Source organism: Oricola indica (assembly GCF_965227485.1).
GTDB classification, from domain to species: domain Bacteria; phylum Pseudomonadota; class Alphaproteobacteria; order Rhizobiales; family Rhizobiaceae; genus Oricola; species Oricola indica.
In genome coordinates this window covers 2,431,664-2,454,677 of record NZ_OZ245747.1, presented here as the reverse complement: position 1 = coordinate 2,454,677, position 23,014 = coordinate 2,431,664, and the positions used below count along the sequence as shown (strand labels likewise).

21 protein-coding genes and 1 pseudogene are annotated in these 23,014 nt (G+C 62.6%); 6 read left to right on the top strand and 16 right to left on the bottom strand.

Going from position 1 to position 23,014, the window contains the following annotated elements; genetic code table 11:
• Positions 1–4: 4 nt before the first annotated feature.
• Positions 5–2,008: a pyruvate dehydrogenase (acetyl-transferring) E1 component subunit alpha gene (pdhA, locus tag ACQK2M_RS12300; protein ID WP_425418050.1), complete on the bottom strand. Its 2,004-nt coding sequence runs from the start codon at positions 2,006–2,008 to the stop codon at positions 5–7.
• Positions 2,005–3,756 carry an acetate--CoA ligase gene (gene acsA / locus ACQK2M_RS12295; protein ID WP_425418049.1) on the bottom strand — a complete coding sequence of 584 codons (1,752 nt, stop codon included), beginning with the start codon at positions 3,754–3,756 and terminating at the stop codon, positions 2,005–2,007. The genes pdhA and acsA overlap by 4 nt, the downstream gene beginning before the upstream one ends.
• 262 nt (positions 3,757–4,018) lie before the next feature.
• Between acsA and ACQK2M_RS12290 the strand changes: the two genes are divergently transcribed.
• Entirely contained in the window at positions 4,019–4,813 is a 795-nt protein-coding gene (locus tag ACQK2M_RS12290; protein WP_425418048.1) for an inositol monophosphatase family protein, read from the top strand.
• Positions 4,814–4,817: 4 nt separating this feature from the next.
• On the opposite strand, the gene gph is transcribed toward ACQK2M_RS12290, so the two are convergent.
• The 14 genes and pseudogenes from gph to choX all read right to left on the bottom strand — a co-directional run bounded on the left by gph (position 4,818) and on the right by choX (position 17,018).
• Complete coding sequence (gene gph / locus ACQK2M_RS12285; RefSeq protein WP_425418047.1) at positions 4,818–5,528, bottom strand: phosphoglycolate phosphatase; 711 nt, start codon at positions 5,526–5,528, stop codon at positions 4,818–4,820.
• Positions 5,525–6,082, bottom strand: a complete 558-nt coding sequence (locus ACQK2M_RS12280) for a thioredoxin family protein (RefSeq protein WP_425418046.1) — start codon at positions 6,080–6,082, stop codon at positions 5,525–5,527. Before ACQK2M_RS12280 ends, gph begins: the two co-directional genes overlap by 4 nt.
• A gap of 18 nt (positions 6,083–6,100) precedes the next feature.
• Positions 6,101–6,787 carry a ribulose-phosphate 3-epimerase gene (rpe, locus tag ACQK2M_RS12275; protein WP_425418045.1) on the bottom strand — a complete coding sequence of 229 codons (687 nt, stop codon included), beginning with the start codon at positions 6,785–6,787 and terminating at the stop codon, positions 6,101–6,103.
• A 252-nt stretch (positions 6,788–7,039) separates the two neighbouring features.
• Entirely contained in the window at positions 7,040–7,861 is an 822-nt protein-coding gene (locus ACQK2M_RS12270) for an alpha/beta hydrolase (RefSeq protein ID WP_425418044.1), read from the bottom strand.
• A 13-nt stretch (positions 7,862–7,874) separates the two neighbouring features.
• The gene (locus tag ACQK2M_RS12265) at positions 7,875–8,564 is read right to left on the bottom strand and encodes an ABC transporter ATP-binding protein (RefSeq protein ID WP_425418043.1); all 690 of its coding nucleotides are present in this window, start codon (positions 8,562–8,564) and stop codon (positions 7,875–7,877) included.
• Positions 8,561–9,310 (bottom strand): ABC transporter ATP-binding protein, encoded by a 750-nt coding sequence (locus ACQK2M_RS12260; RefSeq protein ID WP_425418042.1) that lies wholly within the window; start codon positions 9,308–9,310, stop codon positions 8,561–8,563. The genes ACQK2M_RS12265 and ACQK2M_RS12260 overlap by 4 nt, the downstream gene beginning before the upstream one ends.
• The gene (locus ACQK2M_RS12255; RefSeq protein ID WP_425418041.1) at positions 9,303–10,283 is read right to left on the bottom strand and encodes a branched-chain amino acid ABC transporter permease; all 981 of its coding nucleotides are present in this window, start codon (positions 10,281–10,283) and stop codon (positions 9,303–9,305) included. Before ACQK2M_RS12255 ends, ACQK2M_RS12260 begins: the two co-directional genes overlap by 8 nt.
• Positions 10,283–11,202: pseudogene (locus ACQK2M_RS12250) on the bottom strand (branched-chain amino acid ABC transporter permease). The gene ACQK2M_RS12255 and the pseudogene ACQK2M_RS12250 overlap by 1 nt, the downstream one beginning before the upstream one ends.
• Before the next feature lie 64 nt (positions 11,203–11,266).
• Entirely contained in the window at positions 11,267–12,400 is a 1,134-nt protein-coding gene (locus tag ACQK2M_RS12245; protein WP_425420031.1) for an ABC transporter substrate-binding protein, read from the bottom strand.
• A gap of 62 nt (positions 12,401–12,462) precedes the next feature.
• A complete protein-coding gene (locus tag ACQK2M_RS12240; RefSeq protein ID WP_223475189.1) occupies positions 12,463–12,699 on the bottom strand; it encodes an Lrp/AsnC ligand binding domain-containing protein in 237 nt (78 codons plus the stop codon).
• A gap of 126 nt (positions 12,700–12,825) precedes the next feature.
• Positions 12,826–13,953 (bottom strand): iron-sulfur cluster carrier protein ApbC, encoded by a 1,128-nt coding sequence (gene apbC / locus ACQK2M_RS12235; RefSeq protein WP_223475190.1) that lies wholly within the window; start codon positions 13,951–13,953, stop codon positions 12,826–12,828.
• Between the two features lie 106 nt (positions 13,954–14,059).
• Positions 14,060–15,094 (bottom strand): choline ABC transporter ATP-binding protein, encoded by a 1,035-nt coding sequence (choV, locus tag ACQK2M_RS12230; protein ID WP_425418040.1) that lies wholly within the window; start codon positions 15,092–15,094, stop codon positions 14,060–14,062.
• The gene (choW, locus tag ACQK2M_RS12225) at positions 15,091–15,930 is read right to left on the bottom strand and encodes a choline ABC transporter permease subunit (protein WP_223475192.1); all 840 of its coding nucleotides are present in this window, start codon (positions 15,928–15,930) and stop codon (positions 15,091–15,093) included. The genes choV and choW overlap by 4 nt, the downstream gene beginning before the upstream one ends.
• A gap of 164 nt (positions 15,931–16,094) precedes the next feature.
• Positions 16,095–17,018, bottom strand: coding sequence for a choline ABC transporter substrate-binding protein (gene choX / locus ACQK2M_RS12220; protein ID WP_425418039.1), 924 nt, complete (start codon positions 17,016–17,018; stop codon positions 16,095–16,097).
• A 102-nt stretch (positions 17,019–17,120) separates the two neighbouring features.
• Here choX and betI point away from each other — a divergent pair, with 102 nt between their 5' ends.
• The 5 genes from betI to betA are packed head-to-tail and all read left to right on the top strand — an operon-like array spanning position 17,121 to position 23,008.
• Positions 17,121–17,711, top strand: coding sequence for a transcriptional regulator BetI (betI, locus tag ACQK2M_RS12215; protein WP_425418038.1), 591 nt, complete (start codon positions 17,121–17,123; stop codon positions 17,709–17,711).
• Positions 17,708–19,225, top strand: coding sequence for a choline-sulfatase (gene betC / locus ACQK2M_RS12210; protein ID WP_425418037.1), 1,518 nt, complete (start codon positions 17,708–17,710; stop codon positions 19,223–19,225). The genes betI and betC overlap by 4 nt, the downstream gene beginning before the upstream one ends.
• 1 nt (position 19,226) lies before the next feature.
• The gene (locus ACQK2M_RS12205) at positions 19,227–19,871 is read left to right on the top strand and encodes a glutathione S-transferase family protein (protein WP_425418036.1); all 645 of its coding nucleotides are present in this window, start codon (positions 19,227–19,229) and stop codon (positions 19,869–19,871) included.
• Positions 19,868–21,331, top strand: coding sequence for a betaine-aldehyde dehydrogenase (gene betB, locus ACQK2M_RS12200; RefSeq protein WP_425418035.1), 1,464 nt, complete (start codon positions 19,868–19,870; stop codon positions 21,329–21,331). Before ACQK2M_RS12205 ends, betB begins: the two co-directional genes overlap by 4 nt.
• Before the next feature lie 15 nt (positions 21,332–21,346).
• Positions 21,347–23,008, top strand: a complete 1,662-nt coding sequence (betA, locus tag ACQK2M_RS12195) for a choline dehydrogenase (RefSeq protein ID WP_425418034.1) — start codon at positions 21,347–21,349, stop codon at positions 23,006–23,008.
• The last annotated feature ends 6 nt before the right edge of the window (positions 23,009–23,014 follow it).

The window sequence follows — 23,014 nt, the reverse complement described above, 5'->3', positions numbered from 1 at the left end:
CCGGTCAGCTCCTGTTGCAGGCTTTTCTCGCCGCAGCGACGATGCGCGACACCTGAGGAATCGCCGCCTGTTCAAGATGCGCGGCATAGGGGATGGGCACTTCCACGCTGCAGATCCGCTCGAACGGCGCGTCAAGCTCGAAGAAGGCGTTCTCGGCGAGCTGCATTCCGATCTCGGCGGAGATCGATCCGGTCTTCCAGCCCTCGTCCACAAAGACTGCGCGATGCGTCTTGGACACCGAAGCGACCACCGTCTCAATGTCGAGCGGGCGCAGCGTACGCAGGTCGACCACTTCCGCGCCGATGCCGTCTTTCCCCAGTTCCTCTGCCGCTTCCAGCGTCTTGAACAGCGATCCGCCATAGGTGATCAGAGATACGTCGCTGCCCTCGCGCCGCACCACGGCCTTGTCGATGTCGACCGGACCGGCATTGACCGGAAGGTTTCCCGTCATGTTGTAGAGCATGACATTCTCGAAGATCAGCACCGGATCCGGATCGTCCAGCGCCGTCTGCAACATGCCGCGCGCATCTTCCAACGTTGCCGGCGTCAGCACCCGGAGCCCGGGAATATGCCCGTACCAGCCTTCAAGGCTGTGCGAATGCTGGGCGGCGAGTTGCTTGCCCGCCCCCGTCGCCATGCGGATCACCACGGGCACGCCGAACTGGCCATTCGACATGTGCCGGAAGGTCGCCGCCGTATTCATGATCTGGTCGAGCGCCAGAAGCGAAAAGTTGACGGTCATCACCTCGACGATCGGCCGCAATCCCGTCAGAGCGGCGCCGATGCCGGCCCCGGTGAAGCCCGATTCCGACAATGGGGTATCGCGGATACGATCCGGCCCGAACTGATCCAGCAGGCCCTTCGAGACGGCGTAGCAGCCGCCGTAGTGGCCGACATCCTCACCCATCAGGAAGACGCGTTCGTCCTTCTCCATCGCGTCGACGATCCCGCGCTTGACCGCCTCGCGATAGGTGATCTCCTCAGTTTCGGCCGACGGCTCCGGCAACGTCGGCGGTGCGGGCCGCTCCTCGGCCATGACATGCCGGGTCAGTTCCTCGACCGGCTCCCACTCGCCGGCTTCGGCGAAGGCGACGGCGTCGGCGATTTCCGCATCTGCGTCCGCCAAAATCCTCTCGACATCGCCATGCTCGATCAGGCCATTCGATTCCAGCCAGCCCTGGAACCGAAGGATCGGCCCCTTGTCGCGCCACGCGGCGATCTCCTCCTTTGTGCGGTAGAGCTGCGCGTCGAACATGGAATGAGCGCGGAAACGATAGGTCCGGCATTCGAGAAAGTAGGGCTTTCCGGTCTCGCGGATGGATTTCAAGGCCCGCCGCGTCGCTGCCTCCACCGCGATGACATCCATGCCGTCGACCATCTCGGCCTGGATATTGTAGGTCTGCGCCTTGGCATGGATGTCGGTTTCGGCCTCGGTGTATTTCAGCGCTGTGCCCATGGCGTATCCATTGTTCTCGCAGACGAACAGGACCGGAAGATCCCAAAGTGCCGCCAGGTTCAGGCTCTCGTGGAACTCGCCCTCGGCCACCGCGCCATCGCCAAAGAAACAGGCGGTTACGCGGTTTTCCCGATTCATTTTGTCACCGAGACCAAGCCCGACGGCAAGCGGCAGCCCACCGCCGACGATCGCGTTGCCGCCATGGAAATTGTGGTCTTTCGAGAAAAGGTGCATCGAACCGCCGCGCCCGCCCGCGCAGCCGTTCGCCTTGCCGAACATTTCGGCCATGATGCCGTCCATCGGCACGCCGCGCACCAGCGCATGCCCGTGTTCGCGATAGGTGGCGACCAGCCGGTCGTCGGCTCCGAGCAGCGGGATGACACCAGCGGCGACAGCCTCCTCCCCGTCATAGAGATGCAGGAAGCCGCGGATTTTCTGCTGCGTATAGAGTTCGGCGCATTTGTCCTCGAAACGGCGGACCCGGATCATGCGAGCCAGAAGGTCGAGAACATGCTCCCGGTTGAGATGCGGTCTGAGATCGTCGGTGGTCATTTTTCGTCACTTTCCAGCGTGGAGATATCGCCTTCCGGAAGGCCGAGTTCGCGCGCCTTCAAGAGGCGGCGCATGATCTTTCCGCTACGAGTCTTCGGGAGGTTCTCGCGAAACTCGATCTCCTTCGGCGCGACGGCCGGACCGAGCTTCTTGCGGGCATGGCCCTGGATGGAGAGCTTCAGCTCCTCATCCACGGCAAAGCCGGGTTTTAACGCCACGAAGGCCTTGACCATTTCGCCGGCCGTCTCGTCTGGAACGCCGATCACCGCTGCTTCCGCGACCGCCTCGTGCTCGATCAGCGCGCTTTCCACCTCGAAGGGGCCGATGAGGTGGCCGGCGCTCTTGATGACATCGTCAGAGCGGCCGACGAACCAAAAATAGCCATCGCTGTCACGCATCGCGAGGTCGCCAGAGAGATACCAGCCGTTGGAGAACGCCTTCTTGTAGCGTTCCTCCTCGTGCAGATAACCGCGCATCATCGACGGCCAGCCGGACCGAAGCGCCAGTTCGCCGAGCGCCATCGGCTTGGTGATCTCCTGCGCGCCGTCGGGCGTGCGTTCGACGATGCCGGCCTCGATACCGGGCATCGGCTTACCCATAGAGCCGGGCTTGACGGGCATGCAGGCGTAATTGGCGATCATGATGCCACCAGTCTCCGTCTGCCACCAATTGTCGTGGAACGGTTTGCCGAGCACCCCGACGCCCCACATGACGGCTTCAGGATTGAGCGGCTCGCCAACGCTTGCCATGAAGCGCAGATTGGACAGGTCTTCCCTGTTCGCGAGATGCGCGCCTGCCTTCATCAGCATGCGGATCGCCGTCGGCGCGGTATACCAGACGGTGACCTTGTGATGGGCGAGGATCCGGTACCAGCGTTCCGCATCGAATTCGGCCTCGTCGATGATCATCGTCACGCCATTGGTCAGGGGCGCGATGATCCCGTAAGATGTGCCAGTCACCCAGCCGGGATCGGCTGTGCACCAGAAAATGTCGTTGGGATGCAGGTCGAGAGCAGTCCGGCCCGTGTAGTTATGCGCGACGACCGCCTTGTGAACATGCATCGCGCCTTTCGGCTTGCCAGTCGTCCCCGACGTGAAATGCAGAAGTGCAAGATCTTCCGGATCGGTCGCCACGACATCGAAATCCTCGGACGCCGCGTCCATGAGCTTGCCGAGATCGGACAGCCCCGCGGCCTCATCCTCACCGTCGATCAGGAGAACATGCTTCAGCTCCGGCAACTGGTCCCGGATCGGCGCGACCTTTCTCTTGTAGAGCAGCCTTGTGGTCACCAGCACATTGCCGCCACCGATTTTGAGGCGCGATTTGACCGGTTCGGGCCCGAAGGCCGAGAAGAGCGGCGAGAACACGCAACCGGCCTTCATCGTGCCAAGAACCGACACATAGAGCTGCGGCACGCGGCCGAGAAGCGAATAGACCCGATCGCCCTTTTCGACGCCCAGCGACCGGAGCACATTGGCGAAGCGGTTGGTCCGCCGCATCAGTTCCCGGTAACTGATATCGGTGGCGCTTTCGTCCTTGGCGATCAGGCGAAACGCCGTCTTGTCTCCTGAGCCGTTATAAACATGGCGGTCAACCGCTTCGTAGGCGATGTTGAGCTTGCTGTCCGGCAGGCCGTCGAGGAGGCCCGTCGCCCGCTCCCAGGAAAACGCGGCCCGCTCAAGCGCGTAATCCGTCATGTTGGCGCATGATGCGTCGCCGTCCGATTTCGGGATGAGGTCGTCACTCATTTCGTCCTCCCCGGCCTTTTCGACCGCCTGAAATGAATTTCCTCAGATCAGGCTAGGCGGATGGCGGATTGGAAAAAATGACGATGATCAATGGGGCGTATTTTCTTCCGCCGCACCCTTTCATGCGCTTCGGCCGATTCGAGAGGCTGCACCGCGCGGCCGCTCCGCTGGTGCGATCCGACCGTCATTTTGCATTCGGTCGAAAACCGGATATGGGCTGGGGCGCATCATTCCGCCGTCCCAACTGCCCGAAACGGATCCCATGACCGACCGCTCCGATCGCCTTGCCTTCGCCATCGACCTGGCCCGCAGAGCCGCCGAACTCGGCCTTTCGCATTTCCGCTCACTCGACACCCTGACCATCGAAAGCAAGGGCCATCAGGACCTCGTTTCCAATGCGGACAGGGACGTCGAGACATTCGTGCGCGGAGAAATAGCCAAGGCCTATCCCGAAGACGGGATCGTCGGCGAAGAGCATGCGCCGGTCGCCGGCACCAGCGGCCGCGTCTGGGTGATCGACCCGATTGACGGGACAGCGAATTTCGTGCGCGGCATCCCGGCCTGGTGCGTTGTTCTGGCCTGCGCGAAAGAGGGTGTGACGGAAATCGGCGTGATCTGCGAGCCATGCTCCGGCGAGACATTCTGGGCGGAACGCGGCAAGGGCGCGTTCGTCAACGGCAAGCCGATACGCACGACCGCCGCCAGTTCGCTCTCGGAAGGATCCGTGGCGATCGGCTTCGCCGCCGTCCGCCAGGAGACCGCACCCGCAATCCAGGCGATCACCGATCTTCTCGCACAAGGTGGCGTGTTCTTCCGCAATGCGTCAGGCGCGCTGATGCTCGCCTATGTCGCCGGGGGCCGTCTGCTCGGCTATATCGAACAGCACATGAATTCCTGGGACTGCATCGCCGGCCTGCTGATGATCGAGGAGGCTGGCGGCCGGATCATGCCGACGGACCCGGCCACCGTCGTCACGGAGGGAACCGTCGTGATCGCAGGCGGAGCGAATGTCTATCCGCATCTGGAAACCATTGCGCGCGACGCCTACGGATTGTGACGGGTCACACCGGCTCCTTCAACCGCTCGATCGCCTGTGGAACCTGCGTTAGATCGTCGATGACGACATCCGCGCCAAGCTCGTCGACGGGCACGGTCGTGTAGCCGCCACGTACCGCGATCGACGCCATCGGAGCCGCTTTCGCCGCCTCGATGTCGGCCGGGCTGTCACCGACCATCAGCGCCCTGTGCGCGCCAAAACCGAGCAACTCGAGCGCATGCAGCAGCATGTCCGGAGCCGGCTTGCGCGCGGGACCGGTATCGCCTCCGACGATCGCATGGACCGAACCGCCGAGTCCGAAATGCTCGACGATCGTGCGCGCGAATCCTTCAGGCTTGTTGGTAACGACCCCGATCTTCACGCCGGCCCGCGCATAGGCCGTGACCAGCATCTCTGCACCGGGCATCAGCGTGGTTTCGTTTATCAGGTGATTGCCATAGATCCCCATCATGCGATCCGTCATGGCGGAGAGCGTATCGCCTTCGAGGAGGATATCGCGGGCGGCAAAGGCCCTCTCGACCAGTTTGCGCACGCCGTTTCCGATCATCATGCGCACCTCATCGACCGAAAGGGCGTCCTTGCCCTCTGTGGCGAGGAGGTCATTGACCGCCGCCGCGATGTCCGGCACCGAGTCGATCAGCGTCCCGTCGAGATCGAACAATACGACCTGCGGCCAGCCGCATCGGTCGCCGCCCTGCGCGAAGTGCGAGCTCATGACGCCTCCTTCCACTTGATCGAACAGCCCATGGACGGGATTTGCTCGCGCGGCCCCTTGCCTGTCTCGGCGACCGCGCGCATTGCCTCGAAAAGGTCGCGGCGCACAGCAGTATCGCCCGTTTCCTTGCGCGAAGCATCGAGCCGGCCGCGATATTGCAGTTCCATATCGCTGTTGAAACCGAAGAAGTCCGGCGTGCAGACTGCATCATAGGCCCGCGCAACGGATTGGTCCTCGTCATGCAGATACGGAAAGGAGAAGGCGTGCGCGGCGGCAAAGTCTTTCATCCGCTCGAAGGAATCGGCCGGATAGGCCTCGGCGTCATTGGAATTGATTGCGACGAAGCCGATACCGAGCGCCTCGAGATCGCGCGCATCGCGCACGATACGGTCGATCACCGCTTTCACATAGGGACAGTGATTGCAAATGAAGGCGACCACCAGCCCGTTCGGCCCGGCGCAATCGAAAATCGAGAAGGGTCGGCCTTCAGTGCTCATCAGCCGCGCATCGACGGCCTTCCAGCCAAAATCGCAAATCGGTGGAACCGAGGCCATTCAAACGCTCCTTGTCCGTCAGACGGCGGCGCGGTCCGCACCGTCCGCAGCTTCGCGGATCGCCTTGATGTTCGCGGCATAGGCCGCCTCCTCGCCGCCCTTGAAGACGGCCGAGCCGGCCACCAGCACGTTGGCGCCGGCGGCAGCGACCAGCGGCGCGGTCTGTGGCGTCACGCCGCCATCGATCTCGATATCGATCGGCCTGTCGCCGATCATGTCCTTGATCCGCCGGGTCTTCTCGACAACCGACGGTATGAAGGCCTGCCCGCCAAAACCCGGGTTAACCGTCATCAGCAGGACGAGATCGAGCCGGTCCAGCACATATTCGATCACGTTTTCCGGCGTCGACGGATTGAGCGACACGCCCGCCTTCTTGCCCAGATCGCGGATCGCCTGAAGCGACCGGTCCAGATGTTTCGTCGCCTCCGCGTGGACGGTGATGATGTCGCATCCGGCATCGGCGAACGCGCCGAGAAACGGATCGCAGGGTTCGATCATCAGGTGACAGTCGAAGATTTTGTCGGTCCGGTCGCGCACCGCCTTGATGATCGGCGGACCGAAGGTGATGTTGGGAACATAGTGCCCGTCCATGACATCGAGATGAATCCAGTCCGCGCCGGCGCGCACGACTGCCTCGATCTCGTCGCCGAGCTTCGAGAAGTCGGACGAAAGCACCGACGGTGCGATGATGGTTTTGGATGCCATGGCGAAGGTCCTCCGATCGGGATTGCCTACCTGGTGAGGTGGACAAAAAGGCTTGGCAGTTTGTCCGGCAGGCGTTCCACCTGGCGGATGATTGTATAGTTGTTCGACCCGAATATGCGCGCGACATATCGATCCGCCTCCGGATCCAGTGTCAGGCAATAGCTCGAGATTCCCATTCGTCGTAACTCGGCCGTCGCTTTTTTTGCGTCCATCCTCAGATATTGCGGGTCGCGTTCGGCAATATCGGCCGCTTCAGGCAAACAATGCCCGCGCCATCGGCGACGCGCCCGAACGGAGCCCGTCGATCACGTCGAAATGATGCCTGTCAGGCTCCTCGACGCACTCGGTCGCCAGGCCTAGGCCACGCCATACATTGGCGAGCAGTGCATTCTGGCGCACGAACTCCGACCGCTCGCCCGCGCCGACCCAGCAAATCACCGGCACATCGACCGCCGGTTCGAGCAGCGCCGGGCTTTCTGCCCTCGCCTCCGCCGCATCCAGCCCGATCGTGTCGTTCAACTGCGTCCGCATCATCGGCCTCAGATCATGCACGCCCGAGATAGGCATGACCCGGTCGATACGATCCAGCACAGTGTCAGAAAGGCCTGTTCCGCCGCACAGCAACCGGGCGACGATCTGCCCGCCGGCGGAATGCCCCGCGAGCCGGATCGGACCGTCGATCCGCGCCGATGCCAGGGCGACAGCGCGCGAAATGGATTGGGCGATCTCGCGAACATGCACCTCGGGACAAAGCGGATAGGACGGCATGGCCACCGCCCAGCCGCACGCCAACGCGCCCGCTGCAAAATGCGACCATGTCGACTTGTCGAACCGTATCCAGAATCCGCCATGCACGAAGACGAAGAGTCCCCTGGGCGTTTCGTCCGGCATGAACAGGTCCATGGTTTCGCGCGGGTGTTCGCCATAGGCGATGTCCGTGGTCGCTTTCTTCGCGACCAGTCGCCGGAAGTCCTCCGCCGGCGCGGTCCACGCATCCGGCCAGCGTTCACCACCGGCGATATTCGAACCATTGGCGTAGGCGTTGTCCCAATCCTCGACACGAAACAAAGTCATCGATACGGCCTCCTCACACCCCGAGATAGCGGGCGGTCACATCGTGCGTCAGGTCACCGGTCGCACCGGTCCACACGCTCTCACCCTTTTCCAGAACCACGCAACGGTCGGCGACGGAAGCGAGTTCGCGGATAGACTTGTCGACGACGAGGATCGACAGCCCTGCCGATTTCAGGTCGCGGATCGCCGCCCAGATTTCCTGCCGCACGACCGGGGCCAGCCCTTCTGTCGCCTCGTCCAGGATTAACAGCCGCGGATTGGTCATCAAAGCGCGGCCGATCGCAAGCATCTGCTGCTCGCCGCCGGAGAGCAGCCCTGCCTTTTGAGACAGACGCTCGCCCAATCGAGGGAACAGCCGCGTCACCGCGGCGATGTCCCATGGTCCGGACCGCGCGGCGGAAACGAGGTTCTCCTCGACGCTCAGCGGGGCGAAACACCGCCGCCCTTCGGGCACGAGGCCGATCCCCGCGCGGGCGACGCGGTGCGAAGCCAGCGGGCCGAGGTCCCTGCCCGAAAAGCGGATCGAGCCTTCGCTATGGCGGAGCATGCGCATGATGGTGCGGATGGTCGTCGTCTTGCCCATGCCGTTGCGCCCCATCAGCGCAACCGCCTCGCCTTCGCCGACCTGAAGATCGACGCCGAACAATGCCTGGGATTCGCCGTAGAAGGCGGTGACGCGGGACAATTCCAGGAGCGCGCTCATGCGTCATCTCCCAGATAGGCGCTCTGCACCTCGGCATTCGCGCGGATTTCATCGACCGTGCCGGTCGCGATGATGCGCCCGTAGACAAGAACCGAGATCCGGTCGGCCAGCGTGAAGACGGCGTCCATGTCGTGTTCCACGAGCAGGATCGGAGCCTCGTGGCGCAGGTCGGAAAGAATGGCGGTCATCTCCTGCGACCCCTCCGGCCCGAGCCCCGCCATCGGTTCATCGAGCAGGAAGACGCGAGGCTCCATCGCCAGCGCCATCGCCAGCTCGAGGCGACGCCTTTCGCCATGCGACAGGATCGAAGCGGGTACGTTCTCCCGGCCCGAAAGGCCCACGCGCTCCATGAAAGCGCGTGCCGGCCCGGTCAGCGCCGTATCGCCAAGCGCCGGACGAAGGAAACGAAAGGTCGCGCCGCTCGCGCCCTGAACCGCGAGGACGACATTCTGCAGCGCCGTGAATTCCGGCGCGACGGAGGATACCTGGAAGGTCCGCGCCAGACCGCGCCGCGCCCGCGCCACCGGCCCTTCGCCGGCCAGGTCGCGGCCGGAAAACAGAATGGCGCCGGCTTCCGGGTGCAACTCCCCGCATATCTGCTTGATCAGGGTCGACTTCCCGGCCCCGTTTGGACCGATCAACGCGTGAATCTCGCCCGGACGAAGATCGAAATCGATACCGTCGCTGACCGTGAGAGCACCGAACCGTTTCGTCAGCTTGCGGATTTCGAGGACCGGATCAGTCACGATGCGGCCTCCTTGTCAGGACGCCGATCAGGCCGCCATGGGCGAAGAGCACGACGAGGAGCAACAGGAGCCCGAGCAGAAACTGCCAGTATTCGCTGACGCTGCCGAGTTCGTGTTCGAGCAGAATGAACAGCGCCGCACCGGCAAGCGGTCCGAAATGCCGGCCGACACCGCCCAGGATGACGAAGACCATGATCTCGCCCGATGTCTGCCAGGACAGCATCGACGGGCTGACAAAGCGGTTCAGATCAGCATAGAGCGCACCGGCAAGCCCGGTGATCATGCCGGAGATGACGAATGCCACGAGACGCAGGCGATAGGGATCGATCCCGACGGCGCGGACTCGCTCGACATTCTGCCGGGCACCTTGCAGCGCAAGGCCGAAGCGCGAGCGCGACAGCACCACAGAAACCAGCACCGCCAGCAGGAAGCAGACGAAGGCGACGGCGAAGAATTGCAGCGGATCGAGCGTGTTCAGCCCGGGAAACTTGTCGCGGACATAGATCGGCAACCCGTCCTCACCGCCATAGGCGGGCCAGGAGACCGCGAAATAGAAGACCATTTGCGCGAAAGCGAGCGTGATCATGATGAAATAGACGCCGCTCGTGCGCAGGCTGAGCGCGCCGATCACCAGCGCCGCGATCCCAGAGGCGGCGAGCGCGACAGGCCAGATGATCAGCATCTGCTGAGTGCCATCGATCACTAAGGGCCACGTCATGAGCGGCGTATAGTTCTGCGCGTGACTGGCAAGGATGCCGGCCGCATAACCGCCGATCCCGAAAAAGGCGGCGTGGCCGAATGACACTAGCCCGCCATACCCAAGCGCGATGTTTAGCCCGACTCCCGCCATCGCGAAGATCGCCACCTTCGTCGCCAGCGTGATGATGAAGGGTTCGCCGGCCGCCTGGGCGATCAGCGGCACTGCGACGAGGATCGCGACAAGCGCGGTGTTGACCGTCGTTTCGCGAAACATCAGGTGCCCGCCCCGTAGAGCCCGCCAGGGCGCACCACCAGCACAAGCGCCATCAGGATGTAGATCAGCATGGAGGCCAAGGCCGAACCGACGGCGGTCGCATCCGACGCGTTCATGAAAGCTCCGAGAAAACCGGAAGAAGGAAGCGCCCGAGCGTATCCGTGATACCGACGAGGAGCGCACCGATGAAGGCGCCCTTGATCGAGCCGATACCGCCGATGACGATCACGACGAAAGCCAGGATCAGCACCGGCTCACCCATGCCGACTTGCACCGACTGGATCGTGCCGACGAGCCCTCCCGCAAAACCGGCAAGCGCCGCGCCGAGCGCGAAGACGGCCGTGTAGAGCAGCTTGATGTCGACGCCCAGCGCGGCAATCATCTCCCGGTCCGCCTCGCCCGCCCTGATCTGGATTCCAAGCCGCGTCCGGCCAATCAGCAGGAAGAGCAGGATCGCAACGCCGACGCCGGCAACGATGATAGCCAGCCGGTAGAGCGGATATTCAACCCCGCCCGGCAGCGCCACAGCGCCAGAGAGGATTTCGGGCACATCGAGATAGAGCGGGAACGAGCCGAACAGCCAGCGCGTGCCTTCGGAGAACATCAGGATCAGCGCGAAAGTCGCAAGCACCTGATCGAGGTGATCGCGGCGGTAGAGCCTCCGGATCACGACGATCTCCATGATCGCGCCGGCAAGCGCCGCGGCGACGAGGCTCGCCACGAGACCGAGCCAGAAGGAGCCTGTGGCGGTCGCAACCGCCGCGCAGGCAAAGGCGCCGACCATGTAGAGGGAACCATGGGCGAGATTGATCAGCCCCATGACGCCGAAGATCAGCGTCAATCCCGCCGCCATGAGGAAAAGCATGACGCCGAATTGCAGCCCGTTGAGAGCCTGTTCGATTAAAAGGGCTGCGCTCACGGCGACGCCGTCCCGGGGGCTGGAATGCGGTAGCGGGCCGGCGAAGCGGCCCGCGCCATGTCAATCACATCTTGCAGTCGCCGACATAGGCGTTGTCGCGATCGGTCATCGCGGTGGCGACGATCTTGTTGGTCAGGATGTCACCTTCCTTGACCACTTCGCGCACATAGATGTCCTGGATCGGATGGTGGTTGGAGGCAAAGGAGAACTTGCCGCGAACCGAGTCGAAATCGGCTTCCTCGAGCGCCTTCTGGAAGGCATCGGCATCGGAGACGGACGCCTTGTCCAGTGCGGAGAGCATCAGGTTGGCCGTATCGTAGCCATAGGAGGAATAGACCGAAGGCAGCCGGCCATATTCGGCCTGGTAGCTTTCCACGAATGCCTTGTTGGCCTCGTTGTCGATGTCCTTCGACCAGTTGGCGGTGTTCTTGACGCCGAGCGCCGCGTCACCGACCGCCTGAAGGATGCCCTGATCGAACGAGAAAGCCGGCCCGATCAACGGGGTTTCGACGCCCGACTGCGCGTATTGCTTCATGAAGGCGATGCCCATGCCGCCCGGCAGGAAGAAGAACACGCCATCGGCGCCCGACGCGCGGATCTGCGCGATTTCGGCGGCATAGTCGGTCTGGCCGAGCTGCGTATAGATCTCGCCGGCGAGTTCGCCGTCATAGTAGCGCTTGAAGCCGGACAGTGAGTCCTTGCCCGCCGGATAGTTCGGCGCGAGGATGAACATGTTCTTGTAGCCGGCTTCCTTGGCATAGGCGCCTGCGGCCTCGTGCAGATTGTCATTCTGATAGGAAACCGAGAAGTAACGCGCGTTGCAGCCGGGCCCCGCCAACTGCGACGGCGCGGCGTTGACCGAAAGATAGAACTTCCCCTGTGCCACAGCGGCCGGAACCACGGCCATGGCGAGGTTCGACCAGATGATGCCGGTCAGGATATCGACCTTGTCGGACTGGATCATCTTGTCGGCGAGCTGAACCGCGACATCCGGCTTGCGCTGGTCGTCCTCGATGATGACTTCGACGTCGGAATTGCCGGAATTCTTGATCGCCAGCATGAAACCGTCGCGCGCATCGATTCCGAGGCTCGCGCCGCCGCCTGAAAGGGTCGTGATCATGCCGACCTTGACCGGTTCCGCGTAGGCGGCCGTCGTAGCCGCCAGCATCGCGACTGCGGCCAATGTGCTCGTTATCATTTTCATGTGTTGCCTCCCGGTTGTGAGTTGAAGCGGAAACGGCGGCCCGTGGGGGACCGCCGTCAGAACGCCTTGAATGTGAGTGTCGTCAGCGAGCGCGAGATGCCCTCGATATCGAGAATGTGGTCGTTGATATATTTGCCGACATCCTCGTCACTTGGAATGTACAGCTTCATCAGCAGGTCATAGTCGCCGCTTGTCGAATAGAGCTCTGACGCGATCTCGCGCTCATAGACCCTGTCGGCGACCTCGTAGGCCTTGCCCGGACGACACCGCAACTGAACAAATACGCAATTCATGGAACGTTCCCCTGACGTGGCCCGGCGCGGACAGGCTGTGCTTGGCCCTATCCTTGAAGATTGAAATCACAAAAGCAACCGAGAAGTTTCAAGCTTGAAGCATTTTCCCTCGAACGGATTGCCTGCCTAGTCGAAGACGATCGACGGGGCGGACTGCGCCGTCGCGCCGATACGCTCCTGAACCGTGCGGGCGATATCGCGATAGACCGCCGCATGCGGGCTCTCCGGATCGGAAACGACGATGGGCGTGCCTGCGTCGGATTTCTCGCGGATATCCATCGTCAGCGGCACCTCGCCGAGGAACGGCACGCCCAGACGCTCCGCTTCCTTGCCCGCGCCGCCATGGCTGAAGATGTCGTGGCGCGATCCGCAGTCGGGACAGATGAAATAGCTCATGTTCTCGATGATGCCGAGCACCGGAACCTCGACCTTGCGGAACATGTTGAGACCCTTGCGGGCGTCGATTAGCGCAAGATCCTGCGGGGTCGAGACGATAACGGCCCCGGCAAGCGGCACGTTTTGCGCCATGGTCAGTTGCGCATCGCCCGTACCGGGCGGCATGTCGACCACCAGCACGTCAAGTTCGCCCCACTCGACTTCCTTCAGCATCTGGTTGAGCGCCGACATCACCATCGGCCCGCGCCAGATCATAGGCGTATCCTCTTCGACGAGGAAGCCCATGGACATCACCTTGAGCCCGTAATTCTCCATAGGCTTGAGCGTCCGGCCGTCAACGGTGGTCGGCTTGCCGGAAATTCCCATCAGGCGCGGCATGGAGGGACCGTAGATATCGGCGTCGAGGATACCGATCTTGAGACCAAGACCGCTCAATGCCAAGGCAAGATTGACCGCAGTCGTCGACTTGCCGACCCCGCCCTTCCCGGAAGCGACCGCGATGATCGACCGGATGCCCGGAACGCCGGCTGGCTTGCGCAGCCCGCCCTGCGGCGGGGCCTGACGCGCCGGCTGAGGCGCAGGTTGCGGCTGCGGATTGGGTGTGCCGGCCTTCTTCGCGGCGGTCAAAACCACGCCCGCCTTCTCGACACCGTCGATGCCGAGCACCGCCTTCTCGGCGGCTTCGCGCAGCGGTTCGAGTTCTTCGGCCCTTTCGGCGGGAACGGTAATGGAGAAAAAGACTTTCGAACCGGCGATGACGATCTCCGAGACAAGCCCCAGATCCACGACGTTGCCGTCCAGATCAGGCCCCTTGACCCGCCGCAGTTGCTCCAGAACGTGATCCTTGCTGATAGCCAAAGTCTTCCCCTTCGATTGCGTCTCTCGTTCGCAAATAGGCGATTTGCGATGACGTTCCAATGGGGTGGCCGCGGTTGTTGAATCAAAATCGCAACCGCGGCGCGGATCAGGAGACCGTGGGCTTGCCGGCAAGTCCGGCCATGAAGCTCTTCGGCGTGACGATCCCCGCCCGCGCGCCGGACCGGGTCACGCGCAGCGGTTCGTCGTTCGACAGGAACATGTCCATGATCTCCGCGACGGCCGTGTCATGGGTAACCGAGCGCGCATCTTCCGGCAGATCGCCGTCAATCATCACGTCTTCGGCACACAACACGCCAAGCGGATTCATGTGCGCGACGAAATCGGCGACATATTCGTTTGCCGGATTCCGGATGATCTCCTGCGGCGTGCCGCATTGCACGATGCGTCCGCCTTCCATGATCGCGATCCGCCCGCCCAGCTTGAACGCCTCGTCGAGGTCGTGGCTGACGAATACGATCGTGCGCTTCAGATTGGCCTGGAGTTCCAGCAGTTCATCCTGCAGGCGCGTGCGGATCAGCGGATCGAGTGCCGAGAATGGCTCGTCCATGAGCAGGATCGGCGCTTCCGTGGCGAATGCCCGCGCAAGCCCGACACGCTGCTGCATGCCGCCCGACAATTCGGAAACCTTGTGATCGGCCCAGTCGCTCAGACCCACGAGATCGAGCTGCGCACGCGCCTTCTCCTCGCGTTCGCGCTTTACCATGCCGTCGAGTTCGAGACCGAAAGCGACATTGTCCAGAACATCGCGCCACGGCAGCAGGCCGAATTGCTGGAACACCATGGCGACGCGGTGAAGCCGCATGTCGCGCAGTGTCGCGGCATTGGCTTCGGTGATGTTGGTCATCCCCTCGCCGTCATTGATCAGCACCGAGCCGCGCACAACCTTGTTCAGCCCGTTGACCGCCCGAAGAAGCGTGGATTTTCCGGAACCGGAAAGCCCCATCAGCACGAGGATTTCGCCCTCCTCCACCTCGATGGAACAGTTATGCACGCCCAGTACCTGGCCGGTTTCCTGCTGGATCTCGGCGCGGTCCTTGCCCTCGTCCATCATCGGCAAAGCGGATTTCGGGTCCGAACCGAAGACGATGCTCACATTGTCGAAAACAACAGCCTTGCTCATGTCCGGTCCTTTCCGAGATGCAGCATCCGGTCGAGAATGATCGCGACGACGACGATGATGAAGCCGCTCTCGAAACCGAGCGCGGTGTTGACCTGACCGAGCGCGCGCATCACCGGCACACCGAGACCGTTGGCGCCGACAAGCGCCGCGATCACCACCATCGACAGCGACAGCATGATGGTCTGGTTCAGACCCGCCATGATCTGTGGCAGCGCATAGGGCAACTCGACCTTCACCAGCTTCTGCCACCCCTTGGCACCGAAGGCCTCGGCCGCCTCGAGCAGCGGCGTCGGCGTCGACGACACGCCGAGATAGGTCAGGCGGATCGGAGCCGGCAGAACAAAGATCACGGTTGCGAGAAGGCCCGGCACCATACCGACGCCGAAGAAGACGATGGCCGGGATCAGGTAGACGAAGGTCGGCAGCGTCTGCATCAGGTCGAGCAACGGCTGGAGGAACTGGTAGAGCCGGGGTCGGTGCGCCGCCGCGATCCCGATCGGAACGCCGATCGCCATGCAGACGAGGCAGGATGACAGAACCAGCGTCAGGCTCTCCGTCATCTCCTCCCAGTAATCCTGGTTGATGATGAACAGGAAGCCGAGAAAGACAAGTAGGCAGATTTTCCAGCTGCGCTGAAGATACCAGGTGAGCCCGACGAAAACGGCCACGATGATCAGCGGATGGGGGGACTGAAGAACCCAGAGAATCCCGTCGATCAGGCGTTCCATCCATTCCGCCAGTCCGTCGAAAAACCAGGCGCCATGGTGCTGGAGCCAGTCAAACACGGATTTCGCGGTCTTGCCGACCGGAATCTTGTGGTCAGTCAACCATTCCATTCAATACCCCTCCGACGTCGCGGCGATCATGGTCCGCGCCAGCCGCAGATGGCGGGCGCGGGGCCATGGTTTTACGCAAAGCGTTCGAAATCAATCCGAAGTCTCGGGATTCGCGAATCCCGCAATGAAAAAGGCCGGGCTTTTTCAAGCCCGGCCCGTCAGTTTCAGAGACCGAAGGCGGACTTCACTGCCGGAAGCCCCGGCTCCCCGTCCTTGGTCGTCACGCCGTCGAGCCAGCCGTCGAGGACGTCCGGATTTGCCTTCATCCAAGCAAGCGACGCGTCGTCGGCATCCTCGCCCTCGTCGAGGATCGCACCCATGATCTCGTTTTCCATCGGAAGCGAGAACTTGAGGTTGGTCAGGAGCTTGCCGACATTCGGGCATTCCTCGGTGTAACCCTTGCGGGTCGTGGTGTAGACCACGCCTTCGCCGCCGAAGAAGTCTTCACCGCCCGGCAGATATTTCAGGTCGAAATTGGCGTTCATCGGGTGCGGTTCCCAGCCGAGGAACACGACGGGTTCTTTCTTGTCATAGGCGCGAGCGACCTGCGCAAGCATGCCCTGCTCCGAGCTTTCGACGATCTCGAAGTCCTTGAGGTCGAACTTGTTCTCCTCGGTCAGGCTGACGAGGTAGCCATTGCCCTCATTGCCCGGTTCGATGCCGTAAATCTTTTCGTCGAGTTCGTCGGCGAATTTGTGAATGTCCGCATAGCTTTTCAGGCCGGCATCCCATGCATAGGTCGGCGTTGCGAGCGTGTATTTCGTGCCTTCGAGATTGACGGCGACCTGTTCGATTTCGCCACTGTCGAGATACGGCTTGATCGCGGCGTTCTGGGCCGGAATCCAGTTGCCGAGGAAAACGTCCACATCGTCCTTCTCCAGCGATGCGAAGGTGACCGGAACCGACAGGACCTTAACATCGACTTCATAGCCGAGCGCTTCGAGAACCTGCTTGGTGGCCGCCGTCGTGGTGGTGATGTCGGTCCAGCCGACATCCGAGAACACGACCTCATCGCATGCGGCAAGCGCTGTCCCGGAGGACGCGACGAGCGCGATCGCCCCGGTCAATGTGCTTTTCAAAATGCTCATCTGTTACTCCTGATAGCTGGTTATAACTGGCGGTTTTTATTGATTGACGGATCAATTAAAAAACAATTAGGGATGGATGGCAAGTGAGGATTGGAGAGTGCGGTGCCCAAGGTCGGTATGGAACCAATTCGCAGGGACGCGCTGGTCAGCGCGACCATTGCTGAAATCGGGGCATCCGGTTCGCTTGAGGTGACGGTCAGCGCCATTGCCCGCCGCGCCGGCGTCTCGCCCGCCCTCGCCCACCACTACTTCGGCTCCAAGGAACAGATCTTCCTCGCCGCCATGCGGCGCATCCTGTCGGACTTCGGCTCGGATGTGCAGCACCGGTTGAAATCGCAGAGCGATCCGGTCCAGCGCCTGCACGCGATCATTGCCGCCAGTTTCGGACCCGACCAGTTCGACCGCGAGATCGTCGCGGCCTGGCTCGCCTTCTATGTCCAGGCGCAGAAATCGCCGGAGGCGGCGCGGCTCCTCAGGATTTACGCCCGACGCCTCGACTCCAATCTCGTCTACAACCTCCGCAAACTCGTCGATGAGGATACCGCCCGGCGCATCGCCCAGGGCCTGTCGTCGATGATCGACGGCTTCTATATCCGCCACGCTTTGCAAGACCACGTGCCCGATCGCATGGGAACCATGCGCCTCGTTTGCGAATATCTCGAGATGTGCCTGAACAGGGAGACGCGAAGTTGACCTCCGCACCGAATATCCTGATCCTGATGGTCGACCAGTTGAACGGAACCTTGTTCCCGGACGGTCCCGCCGATTGGCTGCATGTGCCCAATCTGCGGAAGCTGGCCGATCGTTCTGTCCGCTTCGCCAATGCCTATACCGGTTCTCCGCTCTGCGCGCCCGGCCGCGCCAGCTTCATGGCCGGCCAGTTGCCGCGCCGCACCCGCGTCTATGACAATGCCGCGGAATTCCAGTCCGACATTCCGACCTATGCGCATCACCTTCGCCGCGCCGGCTACCAGACCTGCCTCTCCGGCAAGATGCACTTCGTCGGCCCCGACCAGTTACATGGTTTCGAGGAGCGCCTGACAACCGACGTCTACCCGGCCGACTTCGGCTGGACACCGGATTATCGCAAGCCGGGAGAGCGCATCGACTGGTGGTATCACAACATGGGCTCGGTCACCGGCGCCGGCGTCGCGGAGATCACCAACCAGCTCGAATATGACGATGAGGTCGCCTATCACGCAACGCGCAAGGTCTACGATCTGGCACGCGGGCGTGACGAGCGGCCATGGATGCTCACCGTCTCCTTCACCCATCCGCATGACCCCTATGTCGCGCGGCGCAAATATTGGGACCTCTACGAGGATTGCGAACATCTCGACCCGGTCGTTTCGTCGATCCCCTACGAGGAACAGGACGATCACTCGAAGCGCATCTTCGACGCCAATGACTGGCGCAGCTTCACCATCACCGACGAGAATATCCGCCGTTCGCGCCGCGCCTATTTCGCGAACATTTCCTATCTCGACGACAAGATCGGCGAAATCCTGGAGGCGCTGGAAACCACGCACCAGGCCGACAACACGATCATCCTGTTCGTGTCCGACCATGGCGACATGCTGGGCGAACGCGGCCTCTGGTTCAAGATGAGCTTCTTCGAGGGCTCGTCGCGCGTGCCGCTGATGATCGCGGCACCCGGCGTCTCGCCGGCCCGCGTCACCGAGCCTGTCAGCACGATGGACGTCACGCCGACCGTCTGCGATCTCGCCGGCATCGACATCGCCGAAATCATGCCATGGACGGATGGCGAAACGCTCGTGCCCGCGATGAACGGGACCAGACGCGAAACGCCGGTGCGCATCGAATATGCCGCCGAAGGCTCCTACGCCCCGCTCGTCTGCATCCGCGAAGGCAAGTGGAAATACACCCATTGCGAACTCGACGAGCCGCAGCTCTTCGATCTTGAAGCCGATCCACATGAATTGACGAACCTCGCGCACGACCCCGACCATGCCGAAACGGCCTCCGAATTTGCCCGGAAGGCCGGCCGGTTCTGGGACATGGCGGCCTTCGACGCGGAGGTGCGCCAGAGCCAGGCGCGGCGATGGGTCGTCTATGAAGCCCTGCGAAACGGAGCCTATTATCCGTGGGACTACCAGCCACTGCAAAAGGCGTCCGAACGCTATATGCGCAATCACATGGACCTGAACGTTCTGGAAGAAAGCCAGCGCTTTCCGAGAGGGGACTGACATGTTGACGGTTTACGGTCGCGCCACTTCGTCCAATGTACAAACGGTCATGTGGACGATTGCCGAACTCGGCCTCGATTGCGAAAGGCTCGACTACGGCGGTGCCTTCGGCGGCAACGACACGCCGGAATTCCTCGCAATGAACCCAAATGGGCTGGTGCCGGTCGTCATCGACGGAGACGGGCCTCCGCTCTGGGAGAGCCCGGCAGTTCTACGCTATCTCGCAGCCCGGTACGGCGACGAGCAATTCTGGCCTGCCGACCCCGCGCGACGCGCGAGCCAGGATATGTGGGCGGAATGGACCAAGACTACCTTCTATCCGACGCTGATCGGACAGGTCTTCGGACCTCTCGTCCGCCTGCGACCCGAACAGCGCAATGAGCAACAAATCGCAGCCAGTATAGAGGGGCTCAAGCCACTGGCTCGCATGCTGGACAACCGCCTCACCGGCACTGCCTTCATTGGCGGCGATGCGCCATCCTTCGCCGACATGATGACCGGCCACCTTTTGTATCGCTACTACACCCTGCCGATCGACCGTGCTGAAACGCCGGCGCTCGACGCCTACTATACGCGCCTTCAGGCACGAGAGGCTTATCGCCAGCATGTCATGGTATCCTACGAATCCCTGAGACCAAGCTCATGAAATACCAGCCTTCCGCTTCCCATTTCATCGACGGCAATCCGGTTGAAGACAAAACCGGCCGCCAGATTGACGTCATCTATCCCGCGACCGGCGAAACGATCGCGACCATTCACTCGGCGACCGACACCGTCATGAGTCAGGCGCTCGAAAGCGCCGTGAAGGCGCAGGCCGAATGGGCGGCGCGGTCGCCGACCGAGCGCGGCCGCGTCCTGCGCCGTGCCGCCGACATCATGCGCGACCGTAACCGCGAGCTCTCGGAAATCGAGACGCAAGACACCGGCAAGCCCTTGCAGGAAACGCTTGTCGCCGACGCCATGTCTGGTGCGGACGCGCTGGAATATTTCGGCGGCATTACGCCGACCATCGGCGGCGAGACCGTCGAACTGGGCGGTGATTTCGCCTACACCCGCCGCGAACCGCTTGGCGTATGCGTCGGGATCGGTGCGTGGAACTACCCGATCCAGATCGCGTCGTGGAAGGCTGCGCCTGCACTCGCCTGCGGCAACGCGATGATCTTCAAGCCATCGGAAATGACGCCGCTGTCGGCCCTGAAACTGGCAGAGATCCTGATCGACGCAGGCGCGCCCGCCGGCCTGCTCAACGTCGTCCAGGGCTACGGCGATGTCGGCGCGGCGCTGACGACCGATCCGCGCGTCGCCAAGGTGTCGCTGACAGGCTCGGTGCCCACCGGCCGCAAGGTCTATACGAGCGCGGCGGAGGGCCTGCGTCATGTCACCATGGAGCTTGGCGGCAAGTCACCCCTGATCGTCTTCGAGGACGCCGATATCGAGAACGCCATCGGCGGCGCAATGCTCGGCAACTTCTATTCGACCGGCCAGATCTGCTCGAACGGGACCCGCGTCTTCGTGCACCGCGCGATCCGCGACCGCTTCGTTGAACGTCTGGTCGAACGCACCCGCTCGATCGTCATCGGCGATCCGATGGACGAAGCCGTGCAGCTGGGACCGATGGTCTCGGCGACACAGCGCGAGAAAGTGATGGGTTATGTGGAAACCGGAAAGACCGAAGGCGCGACGCTGGAAATCGGCGGCGGCATTCCCTCCATCCAGGGCTTCGAGAACGGATACTTCATCGAACCGGCGGTGTTCACCGGCGTCACGGACGACATGACCATCGCGAAAGAGGAAATCTTCGGGCCGGTCATGTCCGTGCTTGATTTCGAGGACGATGACGAAGTGATCGCCCGCGCCAACGCGACCGAATTCGGCCTTGCCGCAGGCGTCTTCACAGCCGACCTGACGCGGGCCCACAGGGCGGTTGCGCGGCTGCAGGCCGGCACCTGCTGGATCAACACCTACAATCTGACGCCGGCCGGCATGCCGTTCGGTGGGGTCAAGGCCTCCGGCTTCGGGCGCGAGAACGCGGCCGCGGCGATCGACGCCTACAGCCAGGTCAAGAGCGTCTATGTCGGCCTCGAACCGGTCGACAGCCCTTACTGACGGAACGGGAATGCCATGGAAGCGGATTACATCATCATCGGCTCCGGCTCTGCCGGCTCGGCCATGGCGTACCGCCTGACCGAGGACGGCAAGTATTCCGTCATCGTCGTCGAGGCCGGTGGGACGGACGCCGGCCCCTTCATCCAGATGCCGGGCGCCCTCTCCTACCCGATGAACATGAAGCGGTACGACTGGGGATACCAGTCTGAACCGGAACCGCATCTCGGAGGACGCAGGCTGGCCACCCCGCGCGGCCATGTCATCGGCGGATCGTCCTCGATCAATGGCATGGTCTATGTGCGCGGCCATGCGCGCGATTACGACCACTGGGCGGAAAGCGGCGCGGCCGGCTGGGCCTATGCCGACGTGCTGCCTTATTTCAAGCGGCTGGAAAACTGGCACGACGGCGGCCATGGCGGAGATCCGTCCTGGCGCGGAAATTCCGGCCCTCTGCATGTCACCCGGGGCAAGCGCGACAATCCCCTCTTCCACGCATTCGTCGAGGCTGGCAAGCAGGCCGGGTTCGAGATCACACCAGACTACAATGGCGAGAAACAGGAAGGGTTCGGCCCGATGGAGCAGACGGTCTGGAAAGGCCGCCGCTGGTCCACCGCCAATGCCTATCTGAAGCCGGCCCTGAAACGTCAGAACTGTACGCTCGTGCGCGCATTCGCGCGGCGGGTGGTCGTCGAGAACGGTCGCGTGACCGGCGTCGAGATCGAACGCGGTGGACAGGTCAAGACCCTCACCGCGCGCAATGAAGTCATAGTCGCAGCCTCCTCGATCAATACGCCGAAAATCCTGCTGCTGTCGGGCATCGGTCCTGCAGCGCAATTGGCCGAACACGGCATCGACATGGTCGCCGATCGTCCGGGCGTCGGCGAGAACCTGCAGGACCACCTCGAACTCTATATCCAGCAGGCCAGCACCCAGCCGATCACGCTCTACAAATACTGGAACCTGTTCGGCAAGGCATGGGTCGGGGCGCTGTGGCTTCTGACCAAGGACGGGCCCGGTGCGTCCAACCAGTTCGAGAGCGCGGCTTTCCTGCGCTCGAAACCCGGCGTCGACTATCCCGACATCCAGTATCACTTCCTGCCGATCGCTGTGCGCTACGATGGCAAGGCGGCGGCAGAAGGCCACGGTTTCCAGGCACATGTCGGGCCGATGCGTTCACCCTCGCGCGGCAGCGTCACGTTGCGTTCATCGGACCCCAAGCAGCCGCCGAAAATCGTGTTCAACTATATGAGCCATGAACAGGACTGGTCGGATTTTCGTCACTGCATCCGCCTGACAAGGGAAGTTTTCGGTCAGGCGGCGTTCGATCCCTATCGCGGCAAGGAAATCCAGCCTGGGGCATCGCTCCGGTCGGACGAGGAACTGAATGGTTTCATCCGCGAGCACGCGGAAAGCGCCTACCACCCCTGCGGGACGGCGCGGATGGGACGGGCGGACGACCCCATGGCGGTGGTCGATCCGGAATGCCGGGTGATCGGCGTCGAGGGCCTGCGGGTCGCCGACTCTTCGATCTTCCCGCGCATCACCAATGGCAATCTCAACGCACCGTCGATCCTTGTCGGCGAAAAGGCGTCGGACCACATTCTCGGCCGAACGCCCCTCCCCCCGGAAAATTCCGAACCCTGGATCAATCCGCGCTGGCAGACGTCGGACCGCTGACGCGGC